General features: G+C 68.7%; 25 protein-coding genes and 2 pseudogenes. 11 read left to right on the top strand and 16 right to left on the bottom strand.

What is annotated here, in order from left to right; all coding sequences use genetic code 11:
* Positions 1-12: 12 nt before the first annotated feature.
* Positions 13-1,566, bottom strand: a complete 1,554-nt coding sequence (locus SKC42_RS26275) for a GMC family oxidoreductase (RefSeq protein WP_330967164.1) — start codon at positions 1,564-1,566, stop codon at positions 13-15.
* Positions 1,567-1,909: 343 nt separating this feature from the next.
* Here SKC42_RS26275 and SKC42_RS26270 point away from each other — a divergent pair, with 343 nt between their 5' ends.
* On the top strand, positions 1,910-2,818 hold the full coding sequence (locus SKC42_RS26270; protein ID WP_330967163.1) for an SAM-dependent methyltransferase: 909 nt from the start codon (positions 1,910-1,912) through the stop codon (positions 2,816-2,818).
* A 23-nt stretch (positions 2,819-2,841) separates the two neighbouring features.
* Here SKC42_RS26270 and SKC42_RS26265 read toward each other — a convergent pair whose 3' ends face one another.
* The 3 genes from SKC42_RS26265 to SKC42_RS26255 all read right to left on the bottom strand — a co-directional run bounded on the left by SKC42_RS26265 (position 2,842) and on the right by SKC42_RS26255 (position 4,655).
* The gene (locus tag SKC42_RS26265) at positions 2,842-3,333 is read right to left on the bottom strand and encodes a winged helix-turn-helix transcriptional regulator (protein ID WP_330967162.1); all 492 of its coding nucleotides are present in this window, start codon (positions 3,331-3,333) and stop codon (positions 2,842-2,844) included.
* A 118-nt stretch (positions 3,334-3,451) separates the two neighbouring features.
* Positions 3,452-3,907, bottom strand: a complete 456-nt coding sequence (locus tag SKC42_RS26260; RefSeq protein ID WP_330967161.1) for an SRPBCC family protein — start codon at positions 3,905-3,907, stop codon at positions 3,452-3,454.
* Between the two features lie 55 nt (positions 3,908-3,962).
* The gene (locus tag SKC42_RS26255; protein WP_330967160.1) at positions 3,963-4,655 is read right to left on the bottom strand and encodes an SDR family oxidoreductase; all 693 of its coding nucleotides are present in this window, start codon (positions 4,653-4,655) and stop codon (positions 3,963-3,965) included.
* A gap of 85 nt (positions 4,656-4,740) precedes the next feature.
* Between SKC42_RS26255 and SKC42_RS26250 the strand changes: the two genes are divergently transcribed.
* Positions 4,741-5,337 (top strand): CGNR zinc finger domain-containing protein, encoded by a 597-nt coding sequence (locus SKC42_RS26250; RefSeq protein ID WP_330967159.1) that lies wholly within the window; start codon positions 4,741-4,743, stop codon positions 5,335-5,337.
* A gap of 10 nt (positions 5,338-5,347) precedes the next feature.
* Here SKC42_RS26250 and SKC42_RS26245 read toward each other — a convergent pair whose 3' ends face one another.
* The 6 genes from SKC42_RS26245 to SKC42_RS26220 all read right to left on the bottom strand — a co-directional run bounded on the left by SKC42_RS26245 (position 5,348) and on the right by SKC42_RS26220 (position 10,419).
* Entirely contained in the window at positions 5,348-5,959 is a 612-nt protein-coding gene (locus SKC42_RS26245) for a class I SAM-dependent methyltransferase (protein WP_330967158.1), read from the bottom strand.
* A 12-nt stretch (positions 5,960-5,971) separates the two neighbouring features.
* Complete coding sequence (locus SKC42_RS26240) at positions 5,972-6,136, bottom strand: hypothetical protein (protein WP_330967157.1); 165 nt, start codon at positions 6,134-6,136, stop codon at positions 5,972-5,974.
* Positions 6,137-6,278: 142 nt separating this feature from the next.
* The gene (locus SKC42_RS26235) at positions 6,279-7,121 is read right to left on the bottom strand and encodes an SDR family oxidoreductase (protein ID WP_330967156.1); all 843 of its coding nucleotides are present in this window, start codon (positions 7,119-7,121) and stop codon (positions 6,279-6,281) included.
* 29 nt (positions 7,122-7,150) lie between these two features.
* Positions 7,151-7,915 (bottom strand): DUF2127 domain-containing protein, encoded by a 765-nt coding sequence (locus SKC42_RS26230; protein ID WP_442932274.1) that lies wholly within the window; start codon positions 7,913-7,915, stop codon positions 7,151-7,153.
* 55 nt (positions 7,916-7,970) lie between these two features.
* Positions 7,971-9,359, bottom strand: a complete 1,389-nt coding sequence (locus tag SKC42_RS26225) for an MmgE/PrpD family protein (RefSeq protein WP_330967173.1) — start codon at positions 9,357-9,359, stop codon at positions 7,971-7,973.
* 112 nt (positions 9,360-9,471) lie between these two features.
* The gene (locus SKC42_RS26220) at positions 9,472-10,419 is read right to left on the bottom strand and encodes a LysR family transcriptional regulator (protein ID WP_330967154.1); all 948 of its coding nucleotides are present in this window, start codon (positions 10,417-10,419) and stop codon (positions 9,472-9,474) included.
* Positions 10,420-10,721: 302 nt separating this feature from the next.
* Between SKC42_RS26220 and SKC42_RS26215 the strand changes: the two genes are divergently transcribed.
* The 3 genes from SKC42_RS26215 to SKC42_RS27880 are packed head-to-tail and all read left to right on the top strand — an operon-like array spanning position 10,722 to position 12,529.
* On the top strand, positions 10,722-12,017 hold the full coding sequence (locus SKC42_RS26215; protein WP_330967153.1) for a sodium:proton exchanger: 1,296 nt from the start codon (positions 10,722-10,724) through the stop codon (positions 12,015-12,017).
* Positions 12,018-12,044: 27 nt separating this feature from the next.
* On the top strand, positions 12,045-12,308 hold the full coding sequence (locus SKC42_RS27885; RefSeq protein ID WP_442932273.1) for an SDR family oxidoreductase: 264 nt from the start codon (positions 12,045-12,047) through the stop codon (positions 12,306-12,308).
* Complete coding sequence (locus SKC42_RS27880; RefSeq protein WP_442932272.1) at positions 12,305-12,529, top strand: SDR family oxidoreductase; 225 nt, start codon at positions 12,305-12,307, stop codon at positions 12,527-12,529. The genes SKC42_RS27885 and SKC42_RS27880 overlap by 4 nt, the downstream gene beginning before the upstream one ends.
* Here the strand turns inward: SKC42_RS27880 and SKC42_RS26205 are convergent.
* The 4 genes from SKC42_RS26205 to SKC42_RS26190 form a co-directional block, all read right to left on the bottom strand.
* Entirely contained in the window at positions 12,477-14,252 is a 1,776-nt protein-coding gene (locus SKC42_RS26205; protein ID WP_330967152.1) for a SulP family inorganic anion transporter, read from the bottom strand. The two genes, SKC42_RS27880 and SKC42_RS26205, sit on opposite strands and share 53 nt — an antisense overlap.
* An 18-nt stretch (positions 14,253-14,270) precedes the next feature.
* Positions 14,271-15,314, bottom strand: a complete 1,044-nt coding sequence (locus SKC42_RS26200; protein ID WP_330967151.1) for a sulfate ABC transporter substrate-binding protein — start codon at positions 15,312-15,314, stop codon at positions 14,271-14,273.
* Between the two features lie 200 nt (positions 15,315-15,514).
* Entirely contained in the window at positions 15,515-16,000 is a 486-nt protein-coding gene (locus SKC42_RS26195) for a YkgB family protein (protein ID WP_330967172.1), read from the bottom strand.
* A gap of 93 nt (positions 16,001-16,093) precedes the next feature.
* A complete protein-coding gene (locus SKC42_RS26190) occupies positions 16,094-16,567 on the bottom strand; it encodes an SRPBCC family protein (RefSeq protein WP_330967150.1) in 474 nt (157 codons plus the stop codon).
* An 82-nt stretch (positions 16,568-16,649) separates the two neighbouring features.
* Here SKC42_RS26190 and SKC42_RS26185 point away from each other — a divergent pair, with 82 nt between their 5' ends.
* The 5 genes from SKC42_RS26185 (at position 16,650) to SKC42_RS26165 (ending at position 22,559) form a co-directional block, all read left to right on the top strand.
* Entirely contained in the window at positions 16,650-17,471 is an 822-nt protein-coding gene (locus SKC42_RS26185) for a mycofactocin-coupled SDR family oxidoreductase (RefSeq protein WP_330967149.1), read from the top strand.
* Positions 17,472-17,566: 95 nt separating this feature from the next.
* A complete protein-coding gene (locus SKC42_RS26180; protein ID WP_330967148.1) occupies positions 17,567-17,779 on the top strand; it encodes a heavy-metal-associated domain-containing protein in 213 nt (70 codons plus the stop codon).
* Positions 17,776-20,007 carry a heavy metal translocating P-type ATPase gene (locus tag SKC42_RS26175; RefSeq protein WP_330967147.1) on the top strand — a complete coding sequence of 744 codons (2,232 nt, stop codon included), beginning with the start codon at positions 17,776-17,778 and terminating at the stop codon, positions 20,005-20,007. Before SKC42_RS26180 ends, SKC42_RS26175 begins: the two co-directional genes overlap by 4 nt.
* A 110-nt stretch (positions 20,008-20,117) precedes the next feature.
* On the top strand, positions 20,118-21,509 hold the full coding sequence (locus tag SKC42_RS26170) for an alpha/beta hydrolase (protein ID WP_330967146.1): 1,392 nt from the start codon (positions 20,118-20,120) through the stop codon (positions 21,507-21,509).
* Between the two features lie 204 nt (positions 21,510-21,713).
* Positions 21,714-22,559 carry a polysaccharide deacetylase family protein gene (locus tag SKC42_RS26165; protein WP_330967171.1) on the top strand — a complete coding sequence of 282 codons (846 nt, stop codon included), beginning with the start codon at positions 21,714-21,716 and terminating at the stop codon, positions 22,557-22,559.
* Here SKC42_RS26165 and SKC42_RS26160 read toward each other — a convergent pair.
* Positions 22,546-23,421: a pyridoxamine 5'-phosphate oxidase family protein gene (locus tag SKC42_RS26160; RefSeq protein WP_330967145.1), complete on the bottom strand. Its 876-nt coding sequence runs from the start codon at positions 23,419-23,421 to the stop codon at positions 22,546-22,548. The two genes, SKC42_RS26165 and SKC42_RS26160, sit on opposite strands and share 14 nt — an antisense overlap.
* A gap of 599 nt (positions 23,422-24,020) precedes the next feature.
* Here SKC42_RS26160 and SKC42_RS26155 point away from each other — a divergent pair.
* A pseudogene (locus SKC42_RS26155) lies at positions 24,021-24,360 on the top strand (IS1634 family transposase); the annotation flags it as partial.
* Positions 24,361-24,741: 381 nt separating this feature from the next.
* Here SKC42_RS26155 and SKC42_RS26150 read toward each other — a convergent pair.
* Positions 24,742-25,073: pseudogene (locus SKC42_RS26150) on the bottom strand (hypothetical protein); the annotation flags it as partial.

Genomic DNA, 25,073 nt, shown 5'->3' with positions numbered 1-25,073 from the left:
GCCGGGGCCTGCTCACATCCGGTGTGTGGCTTGGATGAATTGTGCGGCCCGTTCGCCGATGACGACGCAGGGGGCCATGGTGTTTGCGGTGGTGATGCGGGGCATGATCGATGCGTCGGCGACGCGGAGGTTTTCGGTGCCGTAGACCTTGAGGCGTCCGTCGACCACCGACATCGGGTCGCGGCCCATCTTTGCGGTTCCCGATTCGTGCCAGTAGGTGGTGACGGCGGCGCGCAGATATGCCTCGAGCTCGGCGCCGGTCAGGTCACCCGGCATGACCTCGCGCGCGACGTACGGCCGAAGCTCGGCCGAGTTGCCGATTTCCCGCAGGGTTTCGATGCAGGCGATGGCGGTTTTGAGGTCCTCGGGGTCCGATAGCGCGTTGGCCTCGATCCGCGCTGGGTTTGCCGGGTCAGGGCCTGACAGCCGAACTCGGCCACGACTGTGGGGGTGTGTCGGTGAGCCGAACAGGACCCAGCTGTTTTGCGGCAGGCCGTATTTCGCGGCGTTTTCGGTGGTGGCTTTCGGGAACGGCCCCGAACAAGCGAAGAGATCCGGTCCTTGAATGTCGGCTGCGCCGGAGTCCCAGAACAGGGTCGCCCCCACCTGGGGGCCGCCCTGGACGGTTTCGGGAAACTCCCACACGCAGTCGAACCCGAAGTGGTCCTGAAGGTTTCGCCCGACTCCGGGCAGGTGCTGGCGAACGTGGATGCCCACACGGCGTAATTCGTCTTGGTCGCCGATGCCGGACTGCATCAGCACCTTCGGTGTGTGAATGGCGCCCAGCGACAACACGACCTCCGCGTCGGCTGCGACCCGATGCACCGCGCCGCCACAGGCGACCTCGACACCGGTGGCCCGGTCGCCGTCGAAGATGACGCGGGTGACCAGTGCGTGGGGCACCACGGTCAGGTTCGGTTGTTGCAGGTGCGGGGCGGTGTAGGTGCGAAACACCGAGAGGCGTTTTTCGTCGCGCCAGCGCAGATCGGTGATGGCGGCGCCGCGGGCCTCTTCCATCAGGCGGCCGTTGGGACTTTGGTAGGTGGGGATCCCGATGGCCCTGGCCGCCTCGAGGGTCGCCGCGGCCAGCGGATGGCCGTGGTGTGCTGGTTGCACGAACACCGGCCCGCCCCGGCCCCGATGCAGCGGTTCGCCGATGCCGTGCCAGTCCTCGATCAGCCGGTAGAGATCGAGGACTTGCTCGTATCCCCAGGCCGGCTCGCCGGATTCGCACGCGTAGTGGTCCCAGTCGCTGCGGTGTCCGCGCGCCCAGATCATCAAGTTGATGCTGGACCCGCCGCCAAGAGCCTTGCCCATCGAAAACGTGATCGCACGACCGTCAAGCCGCGGGTCCGGCTCGGATGCGAATCCCCAATCACGTTCGCTGCCAAGGTTAGCCGGCCACTGGCCGGCTTCGGTCACGCTGGGAATGTCGTCGCTGCCGCCGGCCTCCAAAAGTAACACCGTTATGTCGGGGTTCTCGGCCAACCGGCCGGCGACCACCGACCCCGACGACCCGGCACCACACACGATGACGTCGTAACGCGGCTCCAGCGCAATGTCCACAAGGCCTCCCCAATCTTATCTGGGCATATCGGCAGATACTTAGACCACGAGCAGCAAACGCCTGCGGTTCAGGCAAACTCAGATGAGATCTTTCATCCGCAACTTGGATAACGATCCCTATATAACGTACGCTATCCTGAGACTACCCGCGAGGCGCTCGTACGGGCGCGATTTTACTCTTTTCAAGAGAGCTACATCTGACTTACTATGAGGCGCCTGCCAATCCATCGATGTGGTAGACGGTGGGTGATTCATAGGTGTCCGGGCCCCGCCGGCCGGCGTGCGCGTTATGCGGGGACACCGAGCTGTATTTGTCCGGTATCGATTACACGAAGGGACGCCGATGGATCTCGACGAGCTCCCCACGGGGGTGGGATGGACTGGCCTGATGACGGCCTACAGCCGAGCGCAAGAGTCGTTCAGGGCAGACCGTCGGTTCACGGATCCGCTGGCTACGGCGGTCGTTGCGGCCGCCGTCGGCACTGGGAACGTGGGAGACACGCGGTTGCCGCGGCTGGGGCCGGCCAAGGACGACGGTTCGTCGACCCTGTGGAACATGCTGAGTTTCTATTTCGCGCAGCGGACGCTGTTTTACGACAGCCGACTGCAGGGCGCGATCGACGCGGGGTGCCGTCAGGTCGTACTGCTGGGCGCCGGATTCGACGGACGCGCGCTCCGGATGGGGCTGCCCGAAGACACCACGGTCTTCGAAATCGACCAAGCACCGGTGCTCGATTTCAAACAGCGGGTCCTTTTGCGGCACAAGCTGATTGCCGCCTGTTCGCGAGTGGCCCTGTGCGCCGATCTGCGTGAGGAGATCGCGGGCCCCCTCCTGGCCGCGGGATTTCGGCCCGAACGGCAAACGGTGTGGATCGCCGAGGGCCTGCTGATGTACTTCACACCGGCGCAGGCTGATCATCTGCTCAGCCGCGTCGACGCGTTATCGGCGCCCGGAAGTCGAGTCATCAGTGAGTATTTCACCCGACCCTGGGGGAATCCGGACGTCAGCTACGAGATGCTGGACGACCAGGACCGGGCGGTGTGGGATCTGCTGATGCAGGAGTTTCTCAACGGTCCGCTGCCGCAGGAGCCCGGTGCCTGGCTGTCGGCTCACGGGTGGACGGTCGGCGCCCAAACGACGGTCGGCGAATTGAGCCGCGCTTCTGGGCGCGAGGTACCACCGGAATTCGCGACGCCGGGCAACGCCGACATCTGGCTCTTCGACGGCGCCAAAGGGGTGCGCGCGATTTGACTCTGCCCCGCGGGGTCGGCCGGCTAACGGCGAACGGTGGACGGTCCCGACAGGTCGATGACCTCATCGGTCGCAGCGGGTCGGCGCCACGCGGTGGATTGGACGGTCAGCGGCCTGGCGCAGGTCGGGCACCAGTCGGAGCTGCGGGCGCGCTTGCCGCACCGCGTGCAATACATCAACATCTTGGGCGTGCGGGGAAGGTGAGCGTCCCCCCACCGCGCCATGGCGTGCAGGATCGGGAGCGTGTCCCGGCCCGATTTCGTCAGGGTGTAGTCGTATCGCGGCCGAGTGGTCCCGGCATAGGGCTCACGGCGCAGCAAACCGGCGTCCACGAGTTGCGCAAGGCGTTTGCTCAACACGGCGTCGGCCACGTTCAGACTGTCCCGCAAGGTCTCGTACCGGCTGTTGCCGGCGAAGACATCGCGCAGGATCAGGATGTTCCAGGGGTCGCCCAGGATGTCCAGGCTGCGCGCGACCGGACATGCGTCTTCCGACCAATCGGATCGCAACGCCATCGCCGGTAACCTCCACCCACCCGGGACCCATGATAACGATTTCGAATGAATGCGAGGGTGACCGCCGGGAGATGCCCGCGCCTCGCGCAGCGGGGCCCAGGACCCGGCCGGCGTCAAATCACCGATCGGTCGTCTGCGCGAGCACGGCGAGCCGATCCATCGACTCGCGCAGCATCTCGGGCGTCGTCGAGCGTGCCCTCTCCAGCCGGGCGGTGTCGGTCAGCGCCGTCCAATCGTAGGTGTGGGTGACGCTGGTGAGACCGGCGTTGACCGGGCTCAGTTCCCAACGCCACAGGTGGCCGGCCGGCAGCTTCTTGGGGTCGGCCGGGCGCCAAGCGATCACGCTGCCCTCGATGAACTCGACGACGTGGTTCTCGCGGACCGCGCCGTTGGTCAGCTTCGTCGTGAAGACGTCGCCGACCCGACGGACACGCTGCCCCGGCTCGGCCGCGGCAAGGTTGTTGTTTCCGTCCCAACTCGGCTGGCACGAGGGGTCGGCGATCAATTCGAAGATCCGCTCCGCGCCGGCCGAGATGACCCGGGTGGCGCTCACGATGCGGTCTGGTTCAGCCATACCGCTATCCAAACACGGCCCGGGTCAACCCGTTGACGGCGCCGGCCCGTCTGGCTCAACCGGCCCGCAGGGCCTCGATGGGTCCCGACAACGCCGACTTCACGTAGCGGGTGTCGGCGTCGGCGAGCACCTCGGCGTCTCCGCGCTCGATGCCGTCGACGATCGCCCGTGCGACATCGCGCGCGTCGTTCTTGGGCACGTCCAAGCCGTCGGTCATGTCGGTCTCGGTGTAGCTCAGATGCACCCCGGTGACCAGCGTGCCCTGCTTTTCCAGCTCGAGACGCAGAGAGTTGGTCGCTGACCACAGCGCCGCCTTCGAGTCACCGTAGCCGCCGGAGCCGGGCAACCAAGACAGGATGGACAGGATGTCGGCCAGCACCCCGCCGCCGTTGTCGGCCAGGATCGGCGCGAACGCCTTCGCGACCCGGAGCGCCCCGAAGTAATTCGTCTCGAAGACCGCCCGGACCTCCTCGATGTCACTGCTCAACAGCTGCCGTGCGGCGAGGACGCCGGCGTTGTTCACCACGATCTCGGCGTCGCGGGCCGTAGCCGCCAGCGCCGCAACGGAATCCGGTTTGGTGACGTCGAGCTGGACGCTCACCACGCGCGGGTCCTCGCTGGGCTTGGGCGCCCGGGCGGTGGCGTACACCTTGGCCACGCCGCGATCCAAAAACTCCTGCACGACGGCCTTGCCCAGGCCGCGCTGCCCTCCGGTGACCACCACCGTCGCCCCTTTGACATTGATCATGATCGATCCTCCTTGACGTAGGCAAAATATGTTTGCATCTGTCACGGTAATTGCCGGCTGCGACATAGTCAAGTATCATTTGCCTATGTCAGCCGCATGGTCTGCGTCACACCGGTATGGGGTCGCTCCGGCCCCCTCCGGCCTGGGACTGGTTCAGGACTTCTTGAACACCAAGGGTGTCGAGGGCTACGCACCGGACCTGCTGGCGGACACCGGGCTCGCCGAGGCCTGGGCCGCGGACGCGGTAGCCGCCTGGTCGCAATCGCGCGGCGTGGAGGCCAGTCCACCGGCCCTCGACGACGCGGACCTGGTCCGGCTGCGCTCGCTGCGGACCGCGATCGGCGCGCTCATCGATGGGCAGCCGCCGTCGGACGCCGAAACAGGCGGCGTCGCGGCGACATTCGTGCTGAGTGGCTTCGAAGTGCGCCTGCAGCCCAGCGGCAGCGGCTGGCGATGGCTGGCCTCCGCCCTCTGGGGTGAGATCCTGCTGAGCCAACAGGCGGGAACTTGGCGCCGGGTCAAGCAATGCCGCAACCACCAGTGCGGGACGACGTTTTACGACCGCTCGAAGAACAACAGCGGGGTGTGGCACGACGTCAAGACCTGCGGCAACGTCGCGAATCTGCGCGCCTCGCGCGCCCGTCGACGCGAGCGCGACGCCGAGTCGGGCGGAGCCGAATGACCCCGTCGGATCAGGCGTTTCGCCAATGCAGGCGGTACCGGTAGTACAGGCCGCGCCGGATTCGAGCCCCCGGCAAGACGTCGTCCGCCACCCGCCGGATCTCGGCGAGGCTTTCGGAGGGCTCGGCGACGGCCACGCCGATGTCGCGGGTCTCACCGTGCAGCCACGAACCCACGCCCGCGGCCGGCAAGCAGAGAGCCGCCCACGCCCAGTCGACAACGCCCTTGTTGGCCGACAGGCCGACGACCGCCAGCTCACCGCCCGGCGCGAGCAGGCGGCGCGCCTTGAGCAGCGTTTCCCGGAGGGGCAGGTGGTGCAGGCTGGCCACGAACGCGATGAGGTCGTACGTCCGCCGGCCGGCGGCGAAGCCTTCGAAGCCCGTCAGCACCACAGCGGCATTGTCGACGGGCCGCAAGCGCGCCCGCGCGCGCCCGATGGCACTCGGGTCGGTATCCACGCCGAGCACGTCCCGCGACACATCCGCCAGCCGCTGGACCAGCAGCCCCTCGCCGCACCCCACGTCGAGGACCCGGCCGTGCCGGCGCGCCGCAATGCCGACCAGCCACGGGTGGTAGGCGGCGTTGTGGTTCCAGTAGTCGTCGTGATTGCGATCCTCGGGCACGGGCGAGACCCGTCAGCAGCGCTCGGCACCCCGGGCCATGAGGCGGATGCGCGGCGCGGCGTGGTGCTGCCGGTTTCGGAACACGGCATTGAGCGCGTCCCGGCCGCGCGCCTTGATCGGGGAGACGACGTCGAGGTGGCTGGTGCTTCGGCCGATCAGACCTTGCAGTGTTGGCACTATCGATCCTTCGTCCATTCGGCGGGTGCGCCGACTTCTCACATTGCACGGTAGTCCAATTACAGGATCGCCGCCCCGGGGTGAACGACGTGAAAAGCCGGGTTGTCGCGTCACTCACACGGGCGGCGAAATGCGACCGTCGTCACATGCCGCGAAACGCGCGCAGGTAACCGGGCAGCCGGTGCGCCGGGACCGGTTTCGGCCAGTCGTCGGCCCGGAAATAGGCGTCGGTGCCACCATCGACGAACACGATGCTCCCGCAGAGGAAGTCGGCGGCCTCCGACAGCATGAAGCACATCCACGAGGCCATCTGCCCCGCGTCGCCGAAGCCGCCGACCGGCACCGGGAACGATCGAACCGCCTTGGCCTGCCGGGGATTCGACAGCTGCTCCTGCAGGAGCGGCGTCATGACGGCGCCGGGCGCGAGTGCGTTGAGCCGCACGCCCGCCCCCGCCCATTCCGGCAAGACCGCGTGCCGGCGCACCCATCGGCTGAGCGCGATCTTGGAGGCGGCGTACAACATGGTCGGCGCGGCCGGCCCGAGCAGCCGCACGGACCGCACCGCCTTGTCGGTGTCGTTCGCCAGGAAAGCCCGCACGGTTCGCCGGGGCACCGCCGGCACCGTCGTCGCCGAATTGCTGGCGATCACCACGACCTTCGCTTTTTCGGCCGCGGCCAGCGCCGACCGCCACGCGACCAGCGGCTCCACCACCCCCAGGTAGTTGACCTGGGCGATTCGACGCGAACGGTCCCGGCCCGGGCCCGGCCCCAGGCCCGCGGCCAGTACCGCGCCATCGAGCGTGCCGCCGCAGGCCGCCAGGACGCCCTCGGCGGCGTGCCGGCGCCCGTCGGGGGTCGACAGGTCGGCGCGGACGTCGGCGTCCTTGATGTCGACGCCGATCACGGTATGCCCGCCGTCCCGGAGCCGTTGGGCGGTCTCCCGGCCCATCCCCGAGGCCGAACCGGTGATCGCGTAGGTGCCCATCGGAGTCTCCGTTCGTGCCGAGCGCGGGGTCAGGTCCGGGCGGCGGCCCGTTCGACGTCGAGCAATTGTTCGCCGCGCCGCTCCTCGTCATAGGCCTTGCGCCCACCGCGCAGGCCGAACAGCCGCTTAGAAACCAACAGGTAGACCACGGCGGCGACATTGATGGCGAAGGTCACCAATCGGGTCATCGTGATGCCCTTGGCCAGGTCGTGCAGCTCCAGCGGCAGGAATACCGACGTGGCCACCACGGCGAAATACTCGCCCCACCGCTTCAGCAGCCACAGCCCGACGGCCTCTACCACCTCGATGAGCGCGTAGGCGGCCAGCATCCCGGTCAGCAACGCCAGCGTGGAGGGCCGGGCGGCGAGCGCCTTCTCCAGCTCGTGCACGATCGTCATCTGATCGACCTTGAACCCGGCCGCGCGGAACACCGGCAGGTCGCGGTCGAGGGTGGCCTGAATGGCCCCGCGGGCGCCCCGGAACTTCCACACGGCGTACGCCGCCAGGGCGATCGCCACCGCGCGGAACAGGCGCTCCACCGCCAGCGCGCGGAGGATGATGGCCTGACGTAAAGCCTTGCCGCGCATGATCATCGGCGCGTCGTCGGCTCTGCCGCTCCCCTCCGGTTCGCCGAGGGTGAACTCGCCGCAGCGCAGGCAACGCCACACTTCCCCCAGTCCGGTGCTGCCACTCAGCCGGTCGGCCAGGGCCGTGTCGTCGGGCGCATAGGTGACGTGTCCCTGTATCCCACAGGTGACCAGCTCCCACCGGTTGATGCCGCGATCGTTGCGCATGGCCACCGATCATTCAGTGCGGGCGGCGAGCCACGCAAGGGGGCGCGCACGCCCGTCAGAACCGCGCCTTGGTGCGCCGAACGCGAGGGCTGGGGCTCACCCTTCCCAGTAGGCCGGCCAGGTCCGCGACCGCGATGTCCTCCAGGCAATCGACCGCGGCGACGATATCGGCCCGCAACGCCTCGTCGCAGAAGGGCGCGGCGAGCCAGGCGAACTTGTCGACTACCCGTTCCCACGACAGTGGGGTTGTACGCGATCCCTCGTAATCGTCCTGCTCGCGGTGGAATTCGCGCCCGTCATGGGTCACCACACGCACGCGCGCGGCGGTGCGCCGGGGGTAGTCGGCGGTCAGGTCCGCTCCCGGCTTCACGTCCACCCGGGCCAACAGGTCCTGGACATCGGCGCGCCGAACCCGGTCGTTCTCCAGCTGTTCGGGCCCGACTCCCCCGTCGAGAAGCGCCACGGCGCTCAGATACTTCAGGTTGTAGTCGGCCTGCTCCTTGGTCAGCGGGTGGGACTTGTCCCCGTAGGCTCCGCCGCCGGCGAAGTCATACGCGCCCTGAAACACCTCGAGATCGACCCGCGCGACGTCGTCGGCCCGCAGGGCGTTGTCGTCGCGGATCGCGAGCACCGTGTCGATGACGACCTGACCGTGGATGAGCGCGCAGTACTTCTTCAGGTAGGTCTCCTCGACACAGGTGAGCGCGCGATCACCGGTGCGCAGATCGATCGGCTGATCGAAGAGCTGCGTCAGGCCGTTCGGCCCTTCGAACAACGCCTTGGGCCCGGTGACGCCGCGGCGAGCCAGCATCGTCGCGTACACCGCGCGCATGCCCGTGATCGCCGGCGAAATGCCCTTCCAGTGCGCGACGGGTTCGGCATGCACTGCGGCCAGCGACACGTTGTCGGCGGCGGCCGCCGCAATGGCGTTGGCCGTCCGTTCGACGTCCAGTTCGAGTAGCCGCGCCGCGCCTGCGGCGACCGACATCGACAGTTGCAGAGCATGATTGAGCCCGCGCGCCATGACCGGAACCTGCGCGCTGAACCGGCACTGAACCTCGTAGGCGATCGCGAGCGCGAGCAGGAAGTCGGCCCCACCGGCGCCGGTGTGCTCGGCCACGGCCAGCAGCGCGCCGAAGTTGTCGGCGGGGTGGCACAGCCCTCCCGCGGTCAGGTAGGTGTCGAGCAGGTCGGGGTAGCGCACCAGCACCGTGTTGAAGAAGGCGGCCTGGTCCACCGACGCCCGGCCGCCGCCGACGAGCGTCGCCGTGGGGACGCCGCTGAACTCGTCGGCCTGTTGCCGGATGGTCGGAATCAATTCGCCGTCCAGCGCACCGACTGCGCAGGCGATGCTGTCGAGCACGTTGCGTTTGAGCAGCGCCCGGGCCCGGCCGGCCAGGTCCGCCGGCTCCGCGCCGACGACGAAGTCGGCCAGCTCGTCCACAAGGTACTTGTGTGCCACCATTTTTCGCCTCCCACGCAGTCGTACCTCCACCGAAGCGCACCCGCGGGCCGCGGTCCAGGACCGATCTCTTACGTGTGCTTCGGCGCGGTTCCTACCGCAGGTCGCCGAGGGCGGGCAGGTGGGGATCACCGGGCGGAACCCACCACCGCTCGGCCGGCGGTGTCAGCCAGTCGCGGCTACGTGCCGCCGCGAGCAGGGACTCCACGACACCGCGCACACCGGGCCGGTCGTCGTCCCCACGGTGCAGCAGCGACCAGGTCCACAGGGGAATCGGCGTGGCGACGGGTCGCCGGCCCAGGCTCGGGGGAAGTGCCGCGGTGTGCCGCTTGGGTGAGGCGAGCACGGGGGCACCGATCCGGCGGACATGCGCGTAGAACGCGTCCCCGGTGATGCCCCCGTCGCCGATGCGGACGACGCGGGCGCCGGTCTGCGCGGCGAAGTCCCCGGCGAATCGATTCCACGACGACCATGCCGACTCGTCGGCGTCGACCAGCACATTGATGCCGTGGGCGGCAACGGGTTGCGGGGAACTCTGCCCGGGCAGCACGGCGTGCAACGGCTCGAGGCGGAGCAGGTGCGCGGTCAGCTCCCGCGCCCTGACATGCTCGGCGGTGACCCATGCCAGCGCGACGTCGAGGGTGCCTTCCGCGACGCGGTCGGCCTGCGTGTGCGACGGCAACACCCATTCGTCGAGGCGCAGCGCAACGGACGGGCCGACGATGCCGGTGATGTCTTCGGGCAGCCAGCTGACGTAGCCCAGGCGCACCGGCGAGCTCGATGCGGCGGCCCGTTGCAGGCGGCGCTTGGCGTCGTCGGCCATCGACAGGATCCGGCGGGCGTCGGTGAGCAGGGTGCGTCCGGCCTCGTTGAGGCGGACGCTGCGCCGGTCGCGCACGAACAGGTCGGTGCCCAGTTCGCGTTCCAGCGCGAGGATCTGCTGCGACAGCGCCGGTCCCGAAATGTGCACGCGCTGGGCAGCGCGGCCGAAGTGCAGTTCCTCGGCGACGGCCACGAAATAGCGCAGCTGCCGCAATTCCATACCGGGAGCGTAAGCGCCTCCGGAGTCGGGAGCGCCACGCGCGGCTCCGTCGAAGGCCGCCCCGAGCACCGCCCGAGCCCGCGCGTCGCGCTCACCGCCCGCACCCCACGACCATGCAAGGTTTGCCCAACTTTAGGATCAGGTGACCCTAACTTATCCTCAACCATCGCTCTGAACAGCAAAGAAAGGCATGTGACACATCGCCGCCGTGCCGGCCGCGTGCGTTGCTGGAAACGACGCCCACGGGGTAGTTTGGTTAGGCAGACCGAACCGGCGAGCGGCACCCCTCCCCAAACCGAAGGATGGCGATGATCACCGACAGGCCCGCTGCCGCCGTCCCGACGGGGACACGCGGAGGCCGGCGCACTCTGACCCGGTCGGCGCTGATCACCGCGTCGTTCATTGCGCCGGCGGTCACGGTCCGCCTCCTCGGGTTGCGCCCGGATCCGGTCGCCGCGCTGCTGGTGTTCGGCGGCGCCGTCGTCGCTGCGAGCTTCCTGCTGGCGTGGGCCGCCGAGGCCGCACAGATCGACGTCTCCGGCGGGGTGGCCATCGCGGTCCTCGCGCTGGTCGCCGTCCTCCCGGAGTACGCGGTCGATCTCTACTATGCGTTCGTGTCCGGCCACAACGCGGACTACACGCAGTACGCCGCGGCCAACATGACCGGGTCGAACCGGTTGCTGATGGGCCTGGGCTGGCCGGTGGTCGTGCTGGTCGGCATGGTGGCGGCGCGCAGGTTCGGGGCGGACAAGGCCGGCGGCTTGGTGCTCCAGCCCGCCAACCGCGTCGAGCTGGGGTTCCTGCTCATCGCCGGCTTGGTCGCGTTCGTCATACCGGCCACCGGGGAGATCCACCTGGCGCTGGGGCTCGCGTTGCTGGCCTGGTTCGGGTTCTACCTCTACAAGGTGAGTCACGGCGACGTCGAGGAGCCCGACCTGATCGGTACCGCCGCCGCGCTGGGCGAACTTCCCGACGCGCGGCGGCGGGTCGCGGTCGTCGGCCTGTTCGTCACATCCGGCGCGGTGATCCTGCTCTGCGCCAAGCCGTTCGCCGACAACCTGGTCGCCGCGGGCACCGAACTGGGCATCGACCGGTTCCTGCTGGTCCAATGGCTCGCCCCGCTGGCCTCCGAGGCCCCCGAGTTCATCATCGCGACCATCTTCGCCGCCCGGGGCAAGGGCACCGCGGCCATCGCAACACTGATCTCCTCGAAGGTCAACCAGTGGACGCTGCTCGTCGGGTCGCTGCCGGTGGCCCACCTGCTCGGCGGCGGCGGCCCCACCCTGGCGCTCGACCCCCGCCAGGTGGAGGAGGTGTTGCTCACGGCCACCCAGACGTTGATGGGTGTGGCGCTGATCCTGGGGCTGCGCTTCCGCCGAGGTGCGGCGTGGGCGCTGCTCGTGCTGTTCGTGGTCCAATTCCCGATCGTCTCGACAAACGGGCGCCTGCTGCTGTGCGGGGCGTACACGGCGGTGGCGCTCGCCGGGTTGGTCGTCAACCGCCGGCACCTGGCGGCCACGGTCCGGGCGCCGTTCCGGGGCAGGGCCGTGCGCCGCAGCGGTCATCCGCACTACGAGGAGTCCGGCCTGGCGACGTAGACACCGGCCGCCGGCTAACATCCCGAGTTGACCGACAACGACGAGGCGGCGCTGGCCCACACGCCCGGCCGGGACCTCCTGGACCTCGAGTTCGTCAGCCCGCGCAAGGTCACCGATCCCAGCATCGCCTACGGAATCGCCAAGCAGGCCAACCACATTCGAGTCCGCGCCTCGAACTCGCAGTGGGGATCCCGCGGCGCGCGAATCAACTCGATCAGCCCCGGCATCATCGCCACGCCCATGCGTCAGCGGGAGCTGGCCTCCGCGGTCGCGACGGCACGCGGGCGATGATCGCGGCCTCCGCAACCGGCCGGCTGGGGAACCCCGGCGACATCGCGGCAGCGGCCGCGTTCCTGCTCGGCCCCGGAGCGTCCTTCATCACGGGCACCGACCTGCTCGTCGACGGCGGGGGTGATCGCGGCGTTCGGGGCAAGCAGCTCCGCGGGCTGACCGGCGCCGTCAGACGAGGTAATAGAGCTCCGGGTGCTGCGCCAGTTCCGGCGCGGCCGTGAACCGCTCTTTCAACCGCAGCTGAGCCAGCTCGTTGTGGGCATGGCGGACGGCTTTGAGCGTGGCCGAGAACTGCTCGTCTTCTTCGGGGAAGACGTGATCCTCGGGGAACCATTTGCCGAAGCCGACATTCGTTAAGACCCCGAGCGTGTCCGGTCGCACCCCGGCAAGCAGCACCGTGACCCCGTGCGCCGTCTGTTCGCGCAGAAAGTGCTCTATGCGTTCGATACACACTACGTCCGGGTGGCGCACGCGTTTCAGCCGTAGCACCACGTACCGGATGCGATCCTCCTCGACGCGCTTCCTGATCTCCTCCAGGTAACGGTCCAATTCCGGTGCCGCCCCGAAGAACAGCTCACCCTCCAGGTCGTAGATGACGATCGACGGATCGGCGGGATCGTCGGCAATGCGTTCGCGCACAACGCGTTCGGGCGTGACGATGAGTTCTCGGGCCTTGAGCTTGGCCGCGCGCGGTACAAACAAGAGGATCGACAGGACCACGCCGAGGAGCACCGACTTGTCAAGATCGATCGCGACGCCGGTGAAGGCGGTGACGAGCACGAGGCCGGCATCGTAGCGGGACGCCTTGAGTGTGTAGATGAGGCGCCGGAAATCGACGAGCCGCGCGGCCGTCACCAGCAGCAGACCCGCCAGGGCCCCTTGGGGAACGTAACGCAGTAACGGCGCGAATAACAGCAGCGCCGCGGCAACCGTTGCGGCCGAGACGATCCCGGAGAACCGCGTTCGGGCTCCGGCCTGGAAGTTGATCGCCGACCGCGACAGCGAACCCGAGCCGGGAAGGCATTGGAAGAAACCACCGGCGAGGTTGGCCAGGCCTTCGGCCATGATCTGGCGGTTGTAGTCGATCTCCTGTTGAGTCTGGTAGGCGATCGCTTTGGCGATCGACAGGGCCTCGATGATGCCGACGAAGGCGATGGCCAGCGCACCGGTGGACAGGTGCGGCAACCAGCTGGTGTGAACGCCGGGGACGTGCGGGCTGGGCAGGCTGCGCGGGATCTTGGCTGCCACCGACACGGCGGTATGCCCGTTCGCGCCGGGCACCGACCAGCCCGCGAGGTAGGCGATGAGCGCGGTGACGACGAGCACGGCGAGCATGTCGACCTGCGGCCAGCCGTAGCGACGCACCATCCGGCGCAGGACAACCGCCAGGACCACCGCCACGACACTCAGCGTCACGGCGCGGTAATTGACGTGGTCGCCGTGGGTAAGGGTCAGCCACACACGATGCAGCACCTGCATGTGGCCATTCCCCTTGTCGCGCACACCCAGCGCATTGCCCAGCTGCCCCACGGCCAGCAGGAAGGCGGCGGCCGCCATGAAACCGATGATGACCGATTCGGAAATGTAGCGGGTGAGGTTGCCGAGTCGGAACAGGCCGATCACGATCTGGAAGCCGCCGACCAGGACGGCGAGCAGGAACAGCCCCTCGAAGAGTTCGGTGGTGTTCTCCGAATCGAGAAAGGCCAGCGCCGTGAAGACCAGTAGCGAGATCGCGCTCGTCGGGCCATTGATCAGGTGCGAGGACGAACCGAAGATCGAGGCGACGATGGTCACGACGATCGCTGAGTACACGCCGAACCGGGGATCCACGCCGGCGATGAGGGCATACGCCATCGCCTGGGGAAACGAGATGGCGGCGACGGTGAGACCGGCAACCAGGTCGTGCCGGCCTTTCACCGCGTCGTAGTTCAGCGCAAATGACAACTGATACAGCTCTTTCCGCTAGGTTCCCGCCGGTGCCGCTATCGATTCGAGGATGCCGTTGGTGCCGAAGAACTGCTCGTGCGCGTCGCTCCAGTCCTTCGCGATCGCGCCGATCGGGAACAGCGTGAGCGGCGGCAGCCGGTCGGCGTGGGCGGCGAGGATCTGCGGTTTGATGGGCCGGTAGCCGTACCGCGCCACCTGCTCCTGTGCGGCGTCGGTGAACAGATAGTCGAGGTAGGCCTTGGCGTATTCCGCCTTTCTGGCGTCGGTGACGTTCGCGTCGACCCACGCGACCGCGGGCTCGGCGAGGATGCTGACCGGCGGGTAGATGAGTTCCAGCTCGTCCTTGTTCGCGGCTACCTCGCGGAGCGCCTCGTTCTCCCAAGTCAGTTGGACGTCACCGAGCTTGGCCAGCGCGAAGCTGTCCGCCGCGCTGCGTGCGCCGGCGTCCGACACCGTCACGTGTTGCAGCAGCGCCTTGAGGTAGCCGATCGCCTGGGCCCGGGTGCCGCCCCGCGTGGTGACGGAGCCCCAAGCGGCCAGCACGCTCAACTGGCCGTTGCCCGAGCTGCGCGGGTTGGGGCTCACCACGGACACGTCGCCCTTGACCAGATCCGGCCAGTCGTGAATGCCTTTGGGATTGCCCCTGCGGACGACGAAGACGACGGTCGACGTGTAGGGCACGGAGTTGTTGGGCAGGCGCCGCTGCCAGTCGGCGGCGACCAGACCCCGCTTGCTCAGCGCCTGGATGTCACTGATGGTGGCCAACGAGACGACGTTGGCTTTCTGGCTACCGTCCAGGATGCTGCGCAATTGGCGCCCGGAACCGCCGTGAGACTCCTTGATGTCCAGCGTGATTCCGGTATGGTCGCGATACAGCGGAACGAACGCATCGTTGATCGCGGCGTACAACTCGCGGGTCGGGTCGTAGGACACGTTGAGGATCTGATTGTCGTCGGCGGCCGACGGCAGGTTCCTTACCACGATCGTCGTGGCCGCGACCACGATGGCCACGACGCCCAGGATGTCCAGCCACGGCAGGCGGGGTGACAGCAGCCTCACCACGCCAACCCCATCTCCGACCGTCGTTCTCGTTGGCCGCCCGAGCCCTTCGCCCGGCACTCGAACCCTTCCGGAATGTTAACGACCCGGACACCGGGCGGCAGCCGTGAGAATCAGCCTGAAGATAACTGGCGGCCGGGTTCCGACGCACGACCGCGGTGCGGCCAATCCCGCGGCTCCATCCGCCAGGTCCGCCTCGCTTATCCCCGGGGCCGCGCGGCCAGGCCGGCCGCGACCGACTCGCCCAGACTCCACAGCGCGACCCCGATCAGGACCAGGTCCTTGAGCAGGAACTGGCCCGGCAGCGCCGACAGCACGGGCAGGCCCGCGGCGTGGGCCTTGATCACCCCCGGCGTGGTGAACAGGAAGCTGATGGTGCCCAGGAACAGCACGACCGCCAGCGCGCTGCCCGCGACGGAGGCGCGCGGCCAGACCGGCCGCAGGGCAATGAGCAGCGCCGCAACGATTTCCATGGTTCCGAGGCCACGCGCGACCGTGGTCACGCTGAACACGTCGTAGATCCAGCTCATCAGCGGGCTGTGCTCGATCAGCACCCGCGATTCCATCTTCACGTACTTGCCGAACCCGATCCATGCCAGGCAGACGACCAGGCCGTAGCGGCTGACGTGTTGACCGATTTGAACGAGCGACCGCGCGGCGCGGTCGAGTGTCGCGATATCGGGCATGCCGGCGGTGGGCATCTTGATGTTGTTCACACCGAGGCCACGGTTCGCGCCACCCCCGCGTTCAACGGGCCGGTGTCCCTGCCCCATAACGACTTATCGCGCGGCGTAGCGATCGCGCAGCCGGGCCAGCGTGGCCTCGATGCCGGCCGCGTTCCCCCGCTTGGCACCGATCCGCTCGTAGTACTTCAGCTTGTTCTTGACCGCACCGGCGTCGCGGTAGTCGAAGGTCTCGGTGACCCGGGTCAGCGTCGGCGACAGCGGCTCGAACTCCCACCGCCAGCGGTGGCCGACCGGGTGGCGCCACTCGACCACACGGCCGGGTTCCAGGGCGGTCACCGTGCTGGTGATGCGGTACGGCAGCCCATACATCGTCATCTTGGTCGAGAATTTCGATCCCACAGCGAGTTCGGCGGGAGCCTTGACGTTGTCGCGAACGGTCCCGGAACCGTCGAGTTCGGAATGGCGCCGAGGATCGGCGGCCAGCGCATACAACTCGGCGACCGGCGCGGCGACCTCCACCGACCGGCTCACCCGTCGGGGGCCGGCGTCGACGACGGTGACGGTCATGGTGCCCTCCCTGCGGTTGCCCGGCATTGCCAGCCCGACGCTACGCTTCGCCCTGTCCAGGTTCAGGAAGGATCCACGACCGATGAACCAGTCGATTCCGGGCAGGGTGGCCCTGATCACCGGCGCCGCGCGCGGACAGGGCCGCGCGCATGCGGTTCGCCTCAGCGCCGAAGGCGCCGACATCATCGCACTCGACATCGCCGGACCCCTGCCCGCGACGGTCCCCTACGAGTCGGCGACGCCCGCCGACCTCGCCGAGACGGCGCGGCTGGTGGGTTGCAACGGCGGCCGAATCGTCACCGCGGCCGTGGACATCCGTGACCTCGATGCGCTTCGCACCGTTGTCGACGATGCGGTGGCCGAGCTCGGCCGACTCGACGTGGTGGTCGCCAACGCGGGGATCTGCAGCCCCGCCGCGTGGGATGCGATATCCCCGGAGGCCTTCCGCGACACCATCGACACCAATGTGACCGGCACCTGGAACACCGTGATGGCCTGCGCCCCGCACGTCATCGAGGGCGGTCGGGGCGGCTCGATCATCCTCACCGGCTCGGCGGCCGGCGTGAGGATGGAGCCGTTCATGGTCCACTACACCGCGAGCAAGCACGCCGTCACCGGGATGGCGCGGGCCTTCGCCGCCGAACTCGGGCGCCACAACATTCGGGTCAACAGCCTGCATCCCGGGGCGGTCGCCACCCCGATGGGCGGCGGGCGGATGCGCGAAGCGATCCGGTCGGCGGGCGACACCTACCCCGACCTGCGGGGCCGCAACAAGCCACTGCTGCCCGAGGGCATCGCCCAGCCCGAGGACGTCGCCGACGCCGTCGCCTGGCTGGCGAGCGACCAGTCCAGGTTCGTCACGGGAACCCAGGTGACGGTCGACATGGGCATCTCGTACTGCTGACTGCGCGGGCATCGAACGGCATACGTGCGGGAATACGGTCCGCGGGGCTAGAGTTGCAGAACATACCCCCGTAGGGTATCGACGAGAGGAGTGGCATGCTGACGAGCGAGTACCGGGTTAGCGGCATGAGCTGCGGGCACTGCGAAGCCGCTGTGCGCGCCGAGGTGACGCAGATCCCCGGGGTCGACGGCGTCGACGTCGACGCGCAGACGGGCCGGCTGGTCGTCACCAGTTCGGTCGCGATCGACGAGAAGGCGGTGCTGAACGCCGTCGAGGAGGCCGGCTACGAGGCGGTGAACGTCGCATGACGACGGCCGCGGTGGACCACATCGAGCTGACGATCTCGGGCATGACCTGCGCCTCCTGCGCGGCCCGCATCGAGAAGAAGCTGAACCGACTCGACAGCGTCGCCGCGACCGTCAACTACGCCACCGAGAAAGCCACCGCGACCGCGCCGTCCGGGTACGACCCGCAAACGCTGATCGCCGAGGTCGAGAGGGCGGGTTACACCGCGGCCCTGGCGCCGAGCCGGGCGCCGGCCGGAGGGGACCCCGAGCTGGGGGCCCTGCGCGCCCGCCTGACCGTCGCCGCGGTTCTGGCGGTCCCGGTCATCGCCACGGCGATGACCCCCGCCTGGCAGTTCCGGTACTGGCAGTGGGTCTCGCTGGCCCTGGCCACTCCGGTCGTCCTGTGGGCCGGGCGCACCTTCCACGCCGCCGCCTGGACAAACCTCAGGCACCGCACCGCCACCATGGACACCCTCGTCTCGATCGGGACGTTGTCGGCGTTCCTCTGGTCGCTGTATGCCCTGTTCTGGGGGACGGCCGGCGAGCCGGGGATGCGCCACGGCTTCGAGCTGACCGTCCGGCGCGGGGACGGAGCCGCCAACATCTACTTCGAGGTAGCCGCCGGTGTCACGCTGTTCCTGCTGGCCGGCCGATACTTCGAGAAGCGCTCCAAGCGCCGTGCCGGTGCAGCGCTGCGCGCGCTGCTCGAGCTCGGGGCCAAGGACGTCGCGGTGCTGCGCGGCGGCGCCGAAACCCGCGTCCCGGTGGAGCGGCTGGCGGTGGGCGACGAGTTCGTGGTGCGCCCCGGCGAGAAGATCGCCACCGACGGGATCGTCACAGCGGGCTCGTCGGCCGTGGACGCGTCCATGCTGACCGGCGAGTCAGTTCCCGTCGAGGTCGGTGCCGGCGACGCCGTGACCGGCGGCACGGTCAACGCCGGCGGGCGCCTGATCGTGCGCGCCACCCGGGTCGGCGACGACACCCAACTGGCACAGATGGCCGCGCTCATCGAGGCGGCCCAGTCGGGCAAGGCCGAGGCGCAGCGGCTGGCGGACCGCGTCGCGGGCATATTCGTTCCGATCGTCCTCGCGATCGCGTTGGTGACCCTCGGCGGCTGGCTCGCGGCGGGATTCCCGATCACGGCGGCGCTCACCGCGGCCGTCGCGGTGGTGATCATCGCGTGCCCGTGCGCGCTGGGACTGGCGACACCGACCGCTCTGCTGGTCGGCACCGGTCGCGCGGCGCAGCTGGGCGTCCTCCTCAAAGGGCCCGAAGTCCTGGAGTCGACCCGCGAGGTCGACACGATCGTGCTCGACAAGACCGGCACCGTGACCACCGGACTGATGACCCTCGTGGGCGTGGTCCCCGGGGCCGGGACGGACGCCGAGACGCTGCTGCGGTACGCCGGGTCCCTGGAGAATGCCTCCGAACATCCCCTTGCCCGGGCGATCACCGCGGGCGCGAGGACCCGCCTCGGCGCCCTGCCGGCGCCCACGGAGTTCGCCAACCTGGCGGGCAGCGGCGTGCGGGGTGTCGTGGACGGTCACGACGTGGTGGTCGGACGGCCGAGTCTGGTCGCCGACCGGGCCGGGACCCTCGACGCGTCGCTGGCCGACGCCGCGGCCGCAGCGGAGAGCGCGGGCAGAACCGTCGTCGCAGTGGGCTGGGATGGCCACGCGCGCGGACTGCTGGTGCTCGCGGACACGGTCAAGGCCACGAGCGCGGAAGCCGTCCGGCAGTTCAAGCTGCTGGGGCTGACGCCGGTGTTGCTCACCGGTGACAACCGGGTCGTCGCCCACCGAATCGCCGCCGAGGTCGGCATCGCGCACGTCATCGCCGACACCCTGCCCGCCGGGAAGGTCGCCGCCGTCGAACGTCTGCGGTCCGAGGGCAAGGTCGTCGCCATGGTCGGCGACGGCGTCAACGACGCGGCCGCCCTGGCCGCCGCCGACCTGGGGCTGGCGATGGGCACCGGGACGGACGTGGCGATCGAGGCGGCCGACCTCATCGTGACGGGCGGGGACTTACGGGCGGCGGCCGACGCGGTTCGGCTGGCGCGGCGGACGTTGCGGACCATCAAGGCGAACCTGTTCTGGGCGTTCGGCTACAACGTCGCCGCCATTCCCTTGGCCGCGCTGGGCCTACTCAACCCGATGCTGGCCGGCGCCGCGATGGCTCTATCGAGCGTTTTCGTCGTCGCCAACAGCCTGCGCCTGCGCTCGTTCACCAGCGTCGTCCGCGCTTCCTGACCGGCGGGCGCGATCGCGCTACACGCCCAAACGGCGACCCTGGTCACGGGGACGGTATGGGATAGTGGGTCCGTTCTTCCCGTTCTCGGACCGAGCGAGGGTCACGACCGTTGCATCAGTTCTTCGGACAGTTGTCCTTGCTGCAAGGCTGGTTGCCGCCGGCGATGCAGGCGCTGGCCCTGCTGGTCGTCGTCGCGGCGATCGAGTGGCGCAAGCGTCGGTGGCACAGGTGGGTGCTGCCGGGGGCGCTGGTGGCCGCGGCGGCGCTGACCGGCCTCTCCTACTGGTACCTCGGGTCGCTGGGTGTGGCCGGCGACCCGGCGCCGACGGGGCTGTGGCTCTGGATCGCCATGACCGGCCTTGCCGCCGCGGTCCTGCTGCTGGGTTGGCCCGGCACGCGGTGGTGGCGACGCGGGCTCGCGGCGGCCGCCGTACCGCTGTGTGCGCTGTGCGCCGCCTTGGCGCTGAACGCCTGGGTCGGCTACTTCCCCACGGCCCTCGCCGCCTGGAACCAGCTGACGTCGGTACCCCTGCCCGACCAGATCGACCGGCTGCGGGTCACCGAGATGCAGCTGGCCGGCACCCGGCCGGCCAAGGGCGTGGTGGTGCCGGTGAACATCGACTCCACCGCGTCCCATTTCGCGCACCGCGGGGAATTGGTGTACCTGCCGCCCGCCTGGTTCAACAGCAATCCACCACCCCGGCTGCCGACGGTCATGATGATCGGCTCCGCCTTCAACACCCCGGCCGACTGGCTGGGCCCGGGTGGCGCGTTCACCGCGATCGACGGCTTCGCCGCCACCCACCACGGCTTCTCGCCGGTGCTGGTGTTCGTCGACCCGACGGGTTCGTTCGACAACGACACGGAGTGCGTCAACGGCAGCCGCGGCAACGCCGCCGACCACCTGGCCAAGGACGTGGCGCCGTTCATGGTGTCGAACTTCGGGGTGAGCGCCAGCCGCGACAACTGGGGCGTCGTCGGATGGTCGATGGGCGGCACCTGCGCCGTCGACCTGGCGGTCATGCACCCCGAGTTGTTCCGCGCGTTCGTGGACATCGCCGGTGACCGCAGCCCGAACGTCGGCCCGAAGGATCAGTCCATCGCCCGGCTGTTCGGCGGCAACGCCGCCGCATGGTCGGATTTCGACCCGATCACCGTGATGAACCGGCACGGGCGCTACACCGGGCTGTCGGGGTGGTTCGACGTCCCCGGGTCGGCCGGGCCCCGCAACGTCGCCGAGGAGGCCAACCCGAGCGCGGGCCCTCCCAACACCGATCCGGGCGCCAATCCCGAGGGGCAGGACGCCGCAGCAAACGCGCTCTGCGCGGCCGCGACGGCCCACGGGATCACTTGTGCGGTGGTCAGCCAGCCGGGTCGGCACGACTGGCCGTTCGCCGCCCAGGCGTTCGCCGAGTCACTGCCGTGGCTGGCGTCGACCCTGGGCACGCCCAGTACAGAGCCCGTTGCGCTGCCGCAGCGCGGCGAGGGGCAGCCGCACTGACGACAGTTCGCCCCGGGGTGGCCGCGGAATTCGACGCGGAAAATGAAGCCATTTCGATGCAGAATTCACAGCTGACCCTCCCGTAACGTAGCCGACATATTGCCGCCGGCGGTGGTACGGTTCGCTGCTGTGGCAAATGATTTCGGCTACTCGCCGTCCCCCGGCTCGGGGTCGCGCACGCCGGCGTCACACCACAAGAGCGCGGTGCGCACCCGCGCCTCCCGGGACCGCGGCCCGACGGAACTCAACCGGCGCCGATTTCTCGGCGGCCTCGCGGCGGCCACCGTAGCCGCGGTGGGCGCGGCCCGGCTGGTCGTCGACCCGCAACCCCGGACCTTCGCCCAGACGCCGCCGGACGTGGTGACGTCCGGACCGACCGCCCCCGCCGCCCTCCTGCCGCCCCCGCCCCCGAGTTCGCGCATCCCGCTGCCCGGGGGCGGCGCGCTAATGAAGATCCCCGGCGACGGCGACCTGCTGGCACTGACCGTCGACGACGGCGTCAACAGCGAGGTCGTGCGCGCCTATACGCAATTCGCCAAGGACACCGGGATGCGGCTGACGTTCTTCGTCAACGGTGTCTACGACTCCTGGACCGAAAACCTCGCGACGCTGCGCCCGCTGGTGGACAGTGGGCAGATTCAATTGGGGAACCACACCTGGTCGCACCCGGACTTGACGACCCTGCCGAAGCAGCAGATCGCCGAGCAGCTCAAGCGCAACGACGACTTCCTCAAGAAGACCTACGGCATCGGCGCGAAACCCTACTGGCGGCCGCCGTTCGCGAAGCACAATGCCAGCGTCGACGCCGTCGCGGCCGACTTCGGCTACACCGTCCCCGTCCTGTGGTCGGGCTCGCTGTCGGATTCCACGCTGATCACCGAGGACTACATCGTCCAGATGGCCGATCAGTACTTCACCCCGCAGTCGATCGTCATCGGCCACCTCAACCACCTGCCCGTCACACACGTCTACCCCGAGCTGGTCGACATCATCCGCTCGCGCAACCTGCGCAGCGTCACGCTCAACGACGTGTTCCTCAAGACACCGTGATCGAGGGCGCCCGGCTCTCGGTCGCGGTCCCGGGTTCGACGACGACGTAAGCCGCCCGCGACTGTCGGTAGTACCGGGCGCGCAGCGCCCACTGACGGACCCGACTGAGCTCCACCGCGGCGAACCGGGGCGTCAGGTAGTAACGCCACGCGATGCGGGCGAGCACCTCCGGCGGCGGCATACCGGGGACCGCTCGGGCGTGCCCGCGGACCAGGAGCCGGCGGTCATCACCTTGACGCTCACCACCGAGCAGCACGGCCACCTGCGGACACATGGCCACATTGCGCACGGTCCACGACGACGCCGACGTGGTCGCGTACAGCCGGCCACGATGCGTGACGAACCACAGCGGCACGGCGAAAGGCGTGCCCGCGCGCGATCGCGTAGCCAGGATCATGACACGCGAAGAGCTCAGCGCGGCATCGAGATTCGGCGATCGGAAAGGGGACCGGTCGTCGCCCGCGCCGCCGACGGGAACCGCTGCCGGCCGAGGTTCGGAGGCTTGCGACGGCGCCGCTTCCCCGCGGAGTGAACCGTAATCCCATGCCACCACGCGCCGGGGCACGACACGATAGGCGCCGGCGCCGAGGTCCTCCGCTATCCCCCGGACCGTCAACGACCGCAACCTGAACCATTGGGGGCCGTCGTCGGCGATCACTACGACGTTGTGGCCGGCCAGGTTTGGGGTGCCCGCCGGGACGCGCACGACGTAGGGTGATGACGCGGGTACGGCCGGCTCCTCGATGCCGAGTCGCACTGGCAACAGCAGGATGCCATCGTCCCGGGTGACCGCCAGCGCCGCGCGGGGAGGGGAAATCGCCAGGTCGGCAACCGCGTTGGGGTCGACGTCACGGGTGATCACGCGTGCAATCTTGTCATCGGCTGGTCAACAGGGCACGCATAGTCAGAACTGACTATCGACCGCCGACACCGTTACGTTGAGAGCATGGCGCAATGGGCGCGGCAGGCGCTCGAGCGTCGACTTGCTGACGCGATCACCCGGAGTTTCCAGCCACAACTCGACGTTCGGCGTCGCCCTTGATGAAACGCGGCGCGACTCGGGATCGGTTGTGACGCCACGGCGTTGGTAGCCCAGCAGCGTGTGGCCCGCCGCGTACGGGGCGACCGAGAAGTTGGCGGCGATCTTGCCCCAGCCCGCTCGGTGAATCCGCCAAAGTCAGCCGCCTCCACGTCGCGCCATTCGATCAACGGCCGCCAGAACCTGCCGACGGCGCCGAACGCTACCTCGCGGTCGGGCCGCTCTCCCAATGTCAGCCAGCCGGGCAGGGTCACTTGGCTAGGGGTATTGTTCCCAGCCGAGCCCTTAGGTCATGTCGCCGGTCTTGAAGTATCCGATGGGTCGGGTCGATGACGTCGCGTAGTGGAGCCTCGAGGTTTGTAGGCGTGATGTCGGCTTCGACGAACTGCAGCATGTCGCTGGCAGTGGACTTCACGCCGTAAGCTTCGGCACTGTTCACCGACGCCACGGCTGGGCCTGCGCTGCGGCAGCTGGTAGCCCGCCCACGGGTTCCTTAAAAGAGTTCCAGCGGGCTGCTCTATGACGCCCTGGCCGGGTGTATGGCAGCCTTGGTTTCGACGACGCGGTCGGCGACGAAGTGGTCCGTGACCCGGTGATCACTAGCGTCGTGGAGCCGAACCGGCTGCTCGACGTCGATCGGGTCCTGGCCGAGCAGGGCCGTACCTCAGCATCACTGTCGCTGCGCCCCGGGCCGGTGGTTACCGCGCTCAGATCGCCGTGGCGTGCTTTGCCCATGCCCCCACCGCCGGGGATCTGAGCCTGGGGGACTTGACCTCGTGTGTTGGGCACGCTTAATCCCACGAATGTTAGGGGGGAGCGAGATGATCCATCCTGATGGCAAGGAAGAATTACCCTGAATGAACGTGCCAACAACTCGCGCAAGACATCGGGGGGGCGTGGTGAGTCGTTGGGCGAGCATCACAGTCAGGTCGATATCGTGGACAATGGTCATCGCGTCGATTCCTTTGCTCGAGTGGTTTTGGAAGGTCCCTCGAAGAAATCACGCGATCGCCTTCAATCATTCAGCTACGACATCAATCATTCAGCTACGACACGGCAGTACCGATCATCGGGTCTGCTCGTACAACCACCCTGCTGGCCGCAACCCACCGCACTCTAAAAGACGAGAGCCCCTTTGGCTCGCTACAGTTCTGGTTCTGATCGCCCTGACTCTGCCGGGTGGGGCCCCCGCGTCTGGTCAGCGCTTGCCGCCGTGATTTCGACGGGTGCACGCTCGCCGGCCCCTGTATCGAACGCCGCACCGGCATCTTCGGGGTTTCCCGCAAGCGTGGCCGCCGCCAAGGCTTCCTCGCCCATAGCCTCCTCGGTGTGAGCTGCAGCCGTTTCGTTCTGCCGGGCAGTCGAGGCAAGCCGGTTCGTGTGTTGGGAGGCGTCCCCCTGAGAAAGCTTCGCCGTCTGCCCCGACACCGCGGTTAGCTTAGCCATGGTGGGCATGGTCGACTGCGGCGTCGGAT

The sequence above is a fragment of the Mycobacterium sp. 050134 genome (genome assembly GCF_036409085.1).
In the GTDB taxonomy this organism is placed as follows: Bacteria; Actinomycetota; Actinomycetes; order Mycobacteriales; family Mycobacteriaceae; genus Mycobacterium.
Note: the sequence above shows the minus strand (reverse complement) of the source record. Positions and strands in the feature narration are given on the sequence as shown.

Bases quoted from the DNA above. Each gene is read 5' to 3' on its own strand.
- SKC42_RS26270 (WP_330967163.1), top strand. From the start codon at position 1,910: ATGGATCTCGACGAGCTCCCCACGGGGGTGGGATGGACTGGCCTGATG.
- SKC42_RS26265 (WP_330967162.1), bottom strand. From the start codon at position 3,333: ATGGCGTTGCGATCCGATTGGTCGGAAGACGCATGTCCGGTCGCGCGC.
- SKC42_RS26260 (WP_330967161.1), bottom strand. From the start codon at position 3,907: ATGGCTGAACCAGACCGCATCGTGAGCGCCACCCGGGTCATCTCGGCC.
- SKC42_RS26255 (WP_330967160.1), bottom strand. From the start codon at position 4,655: ATGATCAATGTCAAAGGGGCGACGGTGGTGGTCACCGGAGGGCAGCGC.
- SKC42_RS26250 (WP_330967159.1), top strand. From the start codon at position 4,741: ATGTCAGCCGCATGGTCTGCGTCACACCGGTATGGGGTCGCTCCGGCC.
- SKC42_RS26235 (WP_330967156.1), bottom strand. From the start codon at position 7,121: ATGGGCACCTACGCGATCACCGGTTCGGCCTCGGGGATGGGCCGGGAG.
- SKC42_RS26230 (WP_442932274.1), bottom strand. From the start codon at position 7,915: ATGCGCAACGATCGCGGCATCAACCGGTGGGAGCTGGTCACCTGTGGG.
- SKC42_RS26220 (WP_330967154.1), bottom strand. From the start codon at position 10,419: ATGGAATTGCGGCAGCTGCGCTATTTCGTGGCCGTCGCCGAGGAACTG.
- SKC42_RS26215 (WP_330967153.1), top strand. From the start codon at position 10,722: ATGGCGATGATCACCGACAGGCCCGCTGCCGCCGTCCCGACGGGGACA.
- SKC42_RS27880 (WP_442932272.1), top strand. From the start codon at position 12,305: ATGATCGCGGCCTCCGCAACCGGCCGGCTGGGGAACCCCGGCGACATC.
- SKC42_RS26195 (WP_330967172.1), bottom strand. From the start codon at position 16,000: ATGCCCGATATCGCGACACTCGACCGCGCCGCGCGGTCGCTCGTTCAA.
- SKC42_RS26190 (WP_330967150.1), bottom strand. From the start codon at position 16,567: ATGACCGTCACCGTCGTCGACGCCGGCCCCCGACGGGTGAGCCGGTCG.
- SKC42_RS26185 (WP_330967149.1), top strand. From the start codon at position 16,650: ATGAACCAGTCGATTCCGGGCAGGGTGGCCCTGATCACCGGCGCCGCG.
- SKC42_RS26180 (WP_330967148.1), top strand. From the start codon at position 17,567: ATGCTGACGAGCGAGTACCGGGTTAGCGGCATGAGCTGCGGGCACTGC.
- SKC42_RS26175 (WP_330967147.1), top strand. From the start codon at position 17,776: ATGACGACGGCCGCGGTGGACCACATCGAGCTGACGATCTCGGGCATG.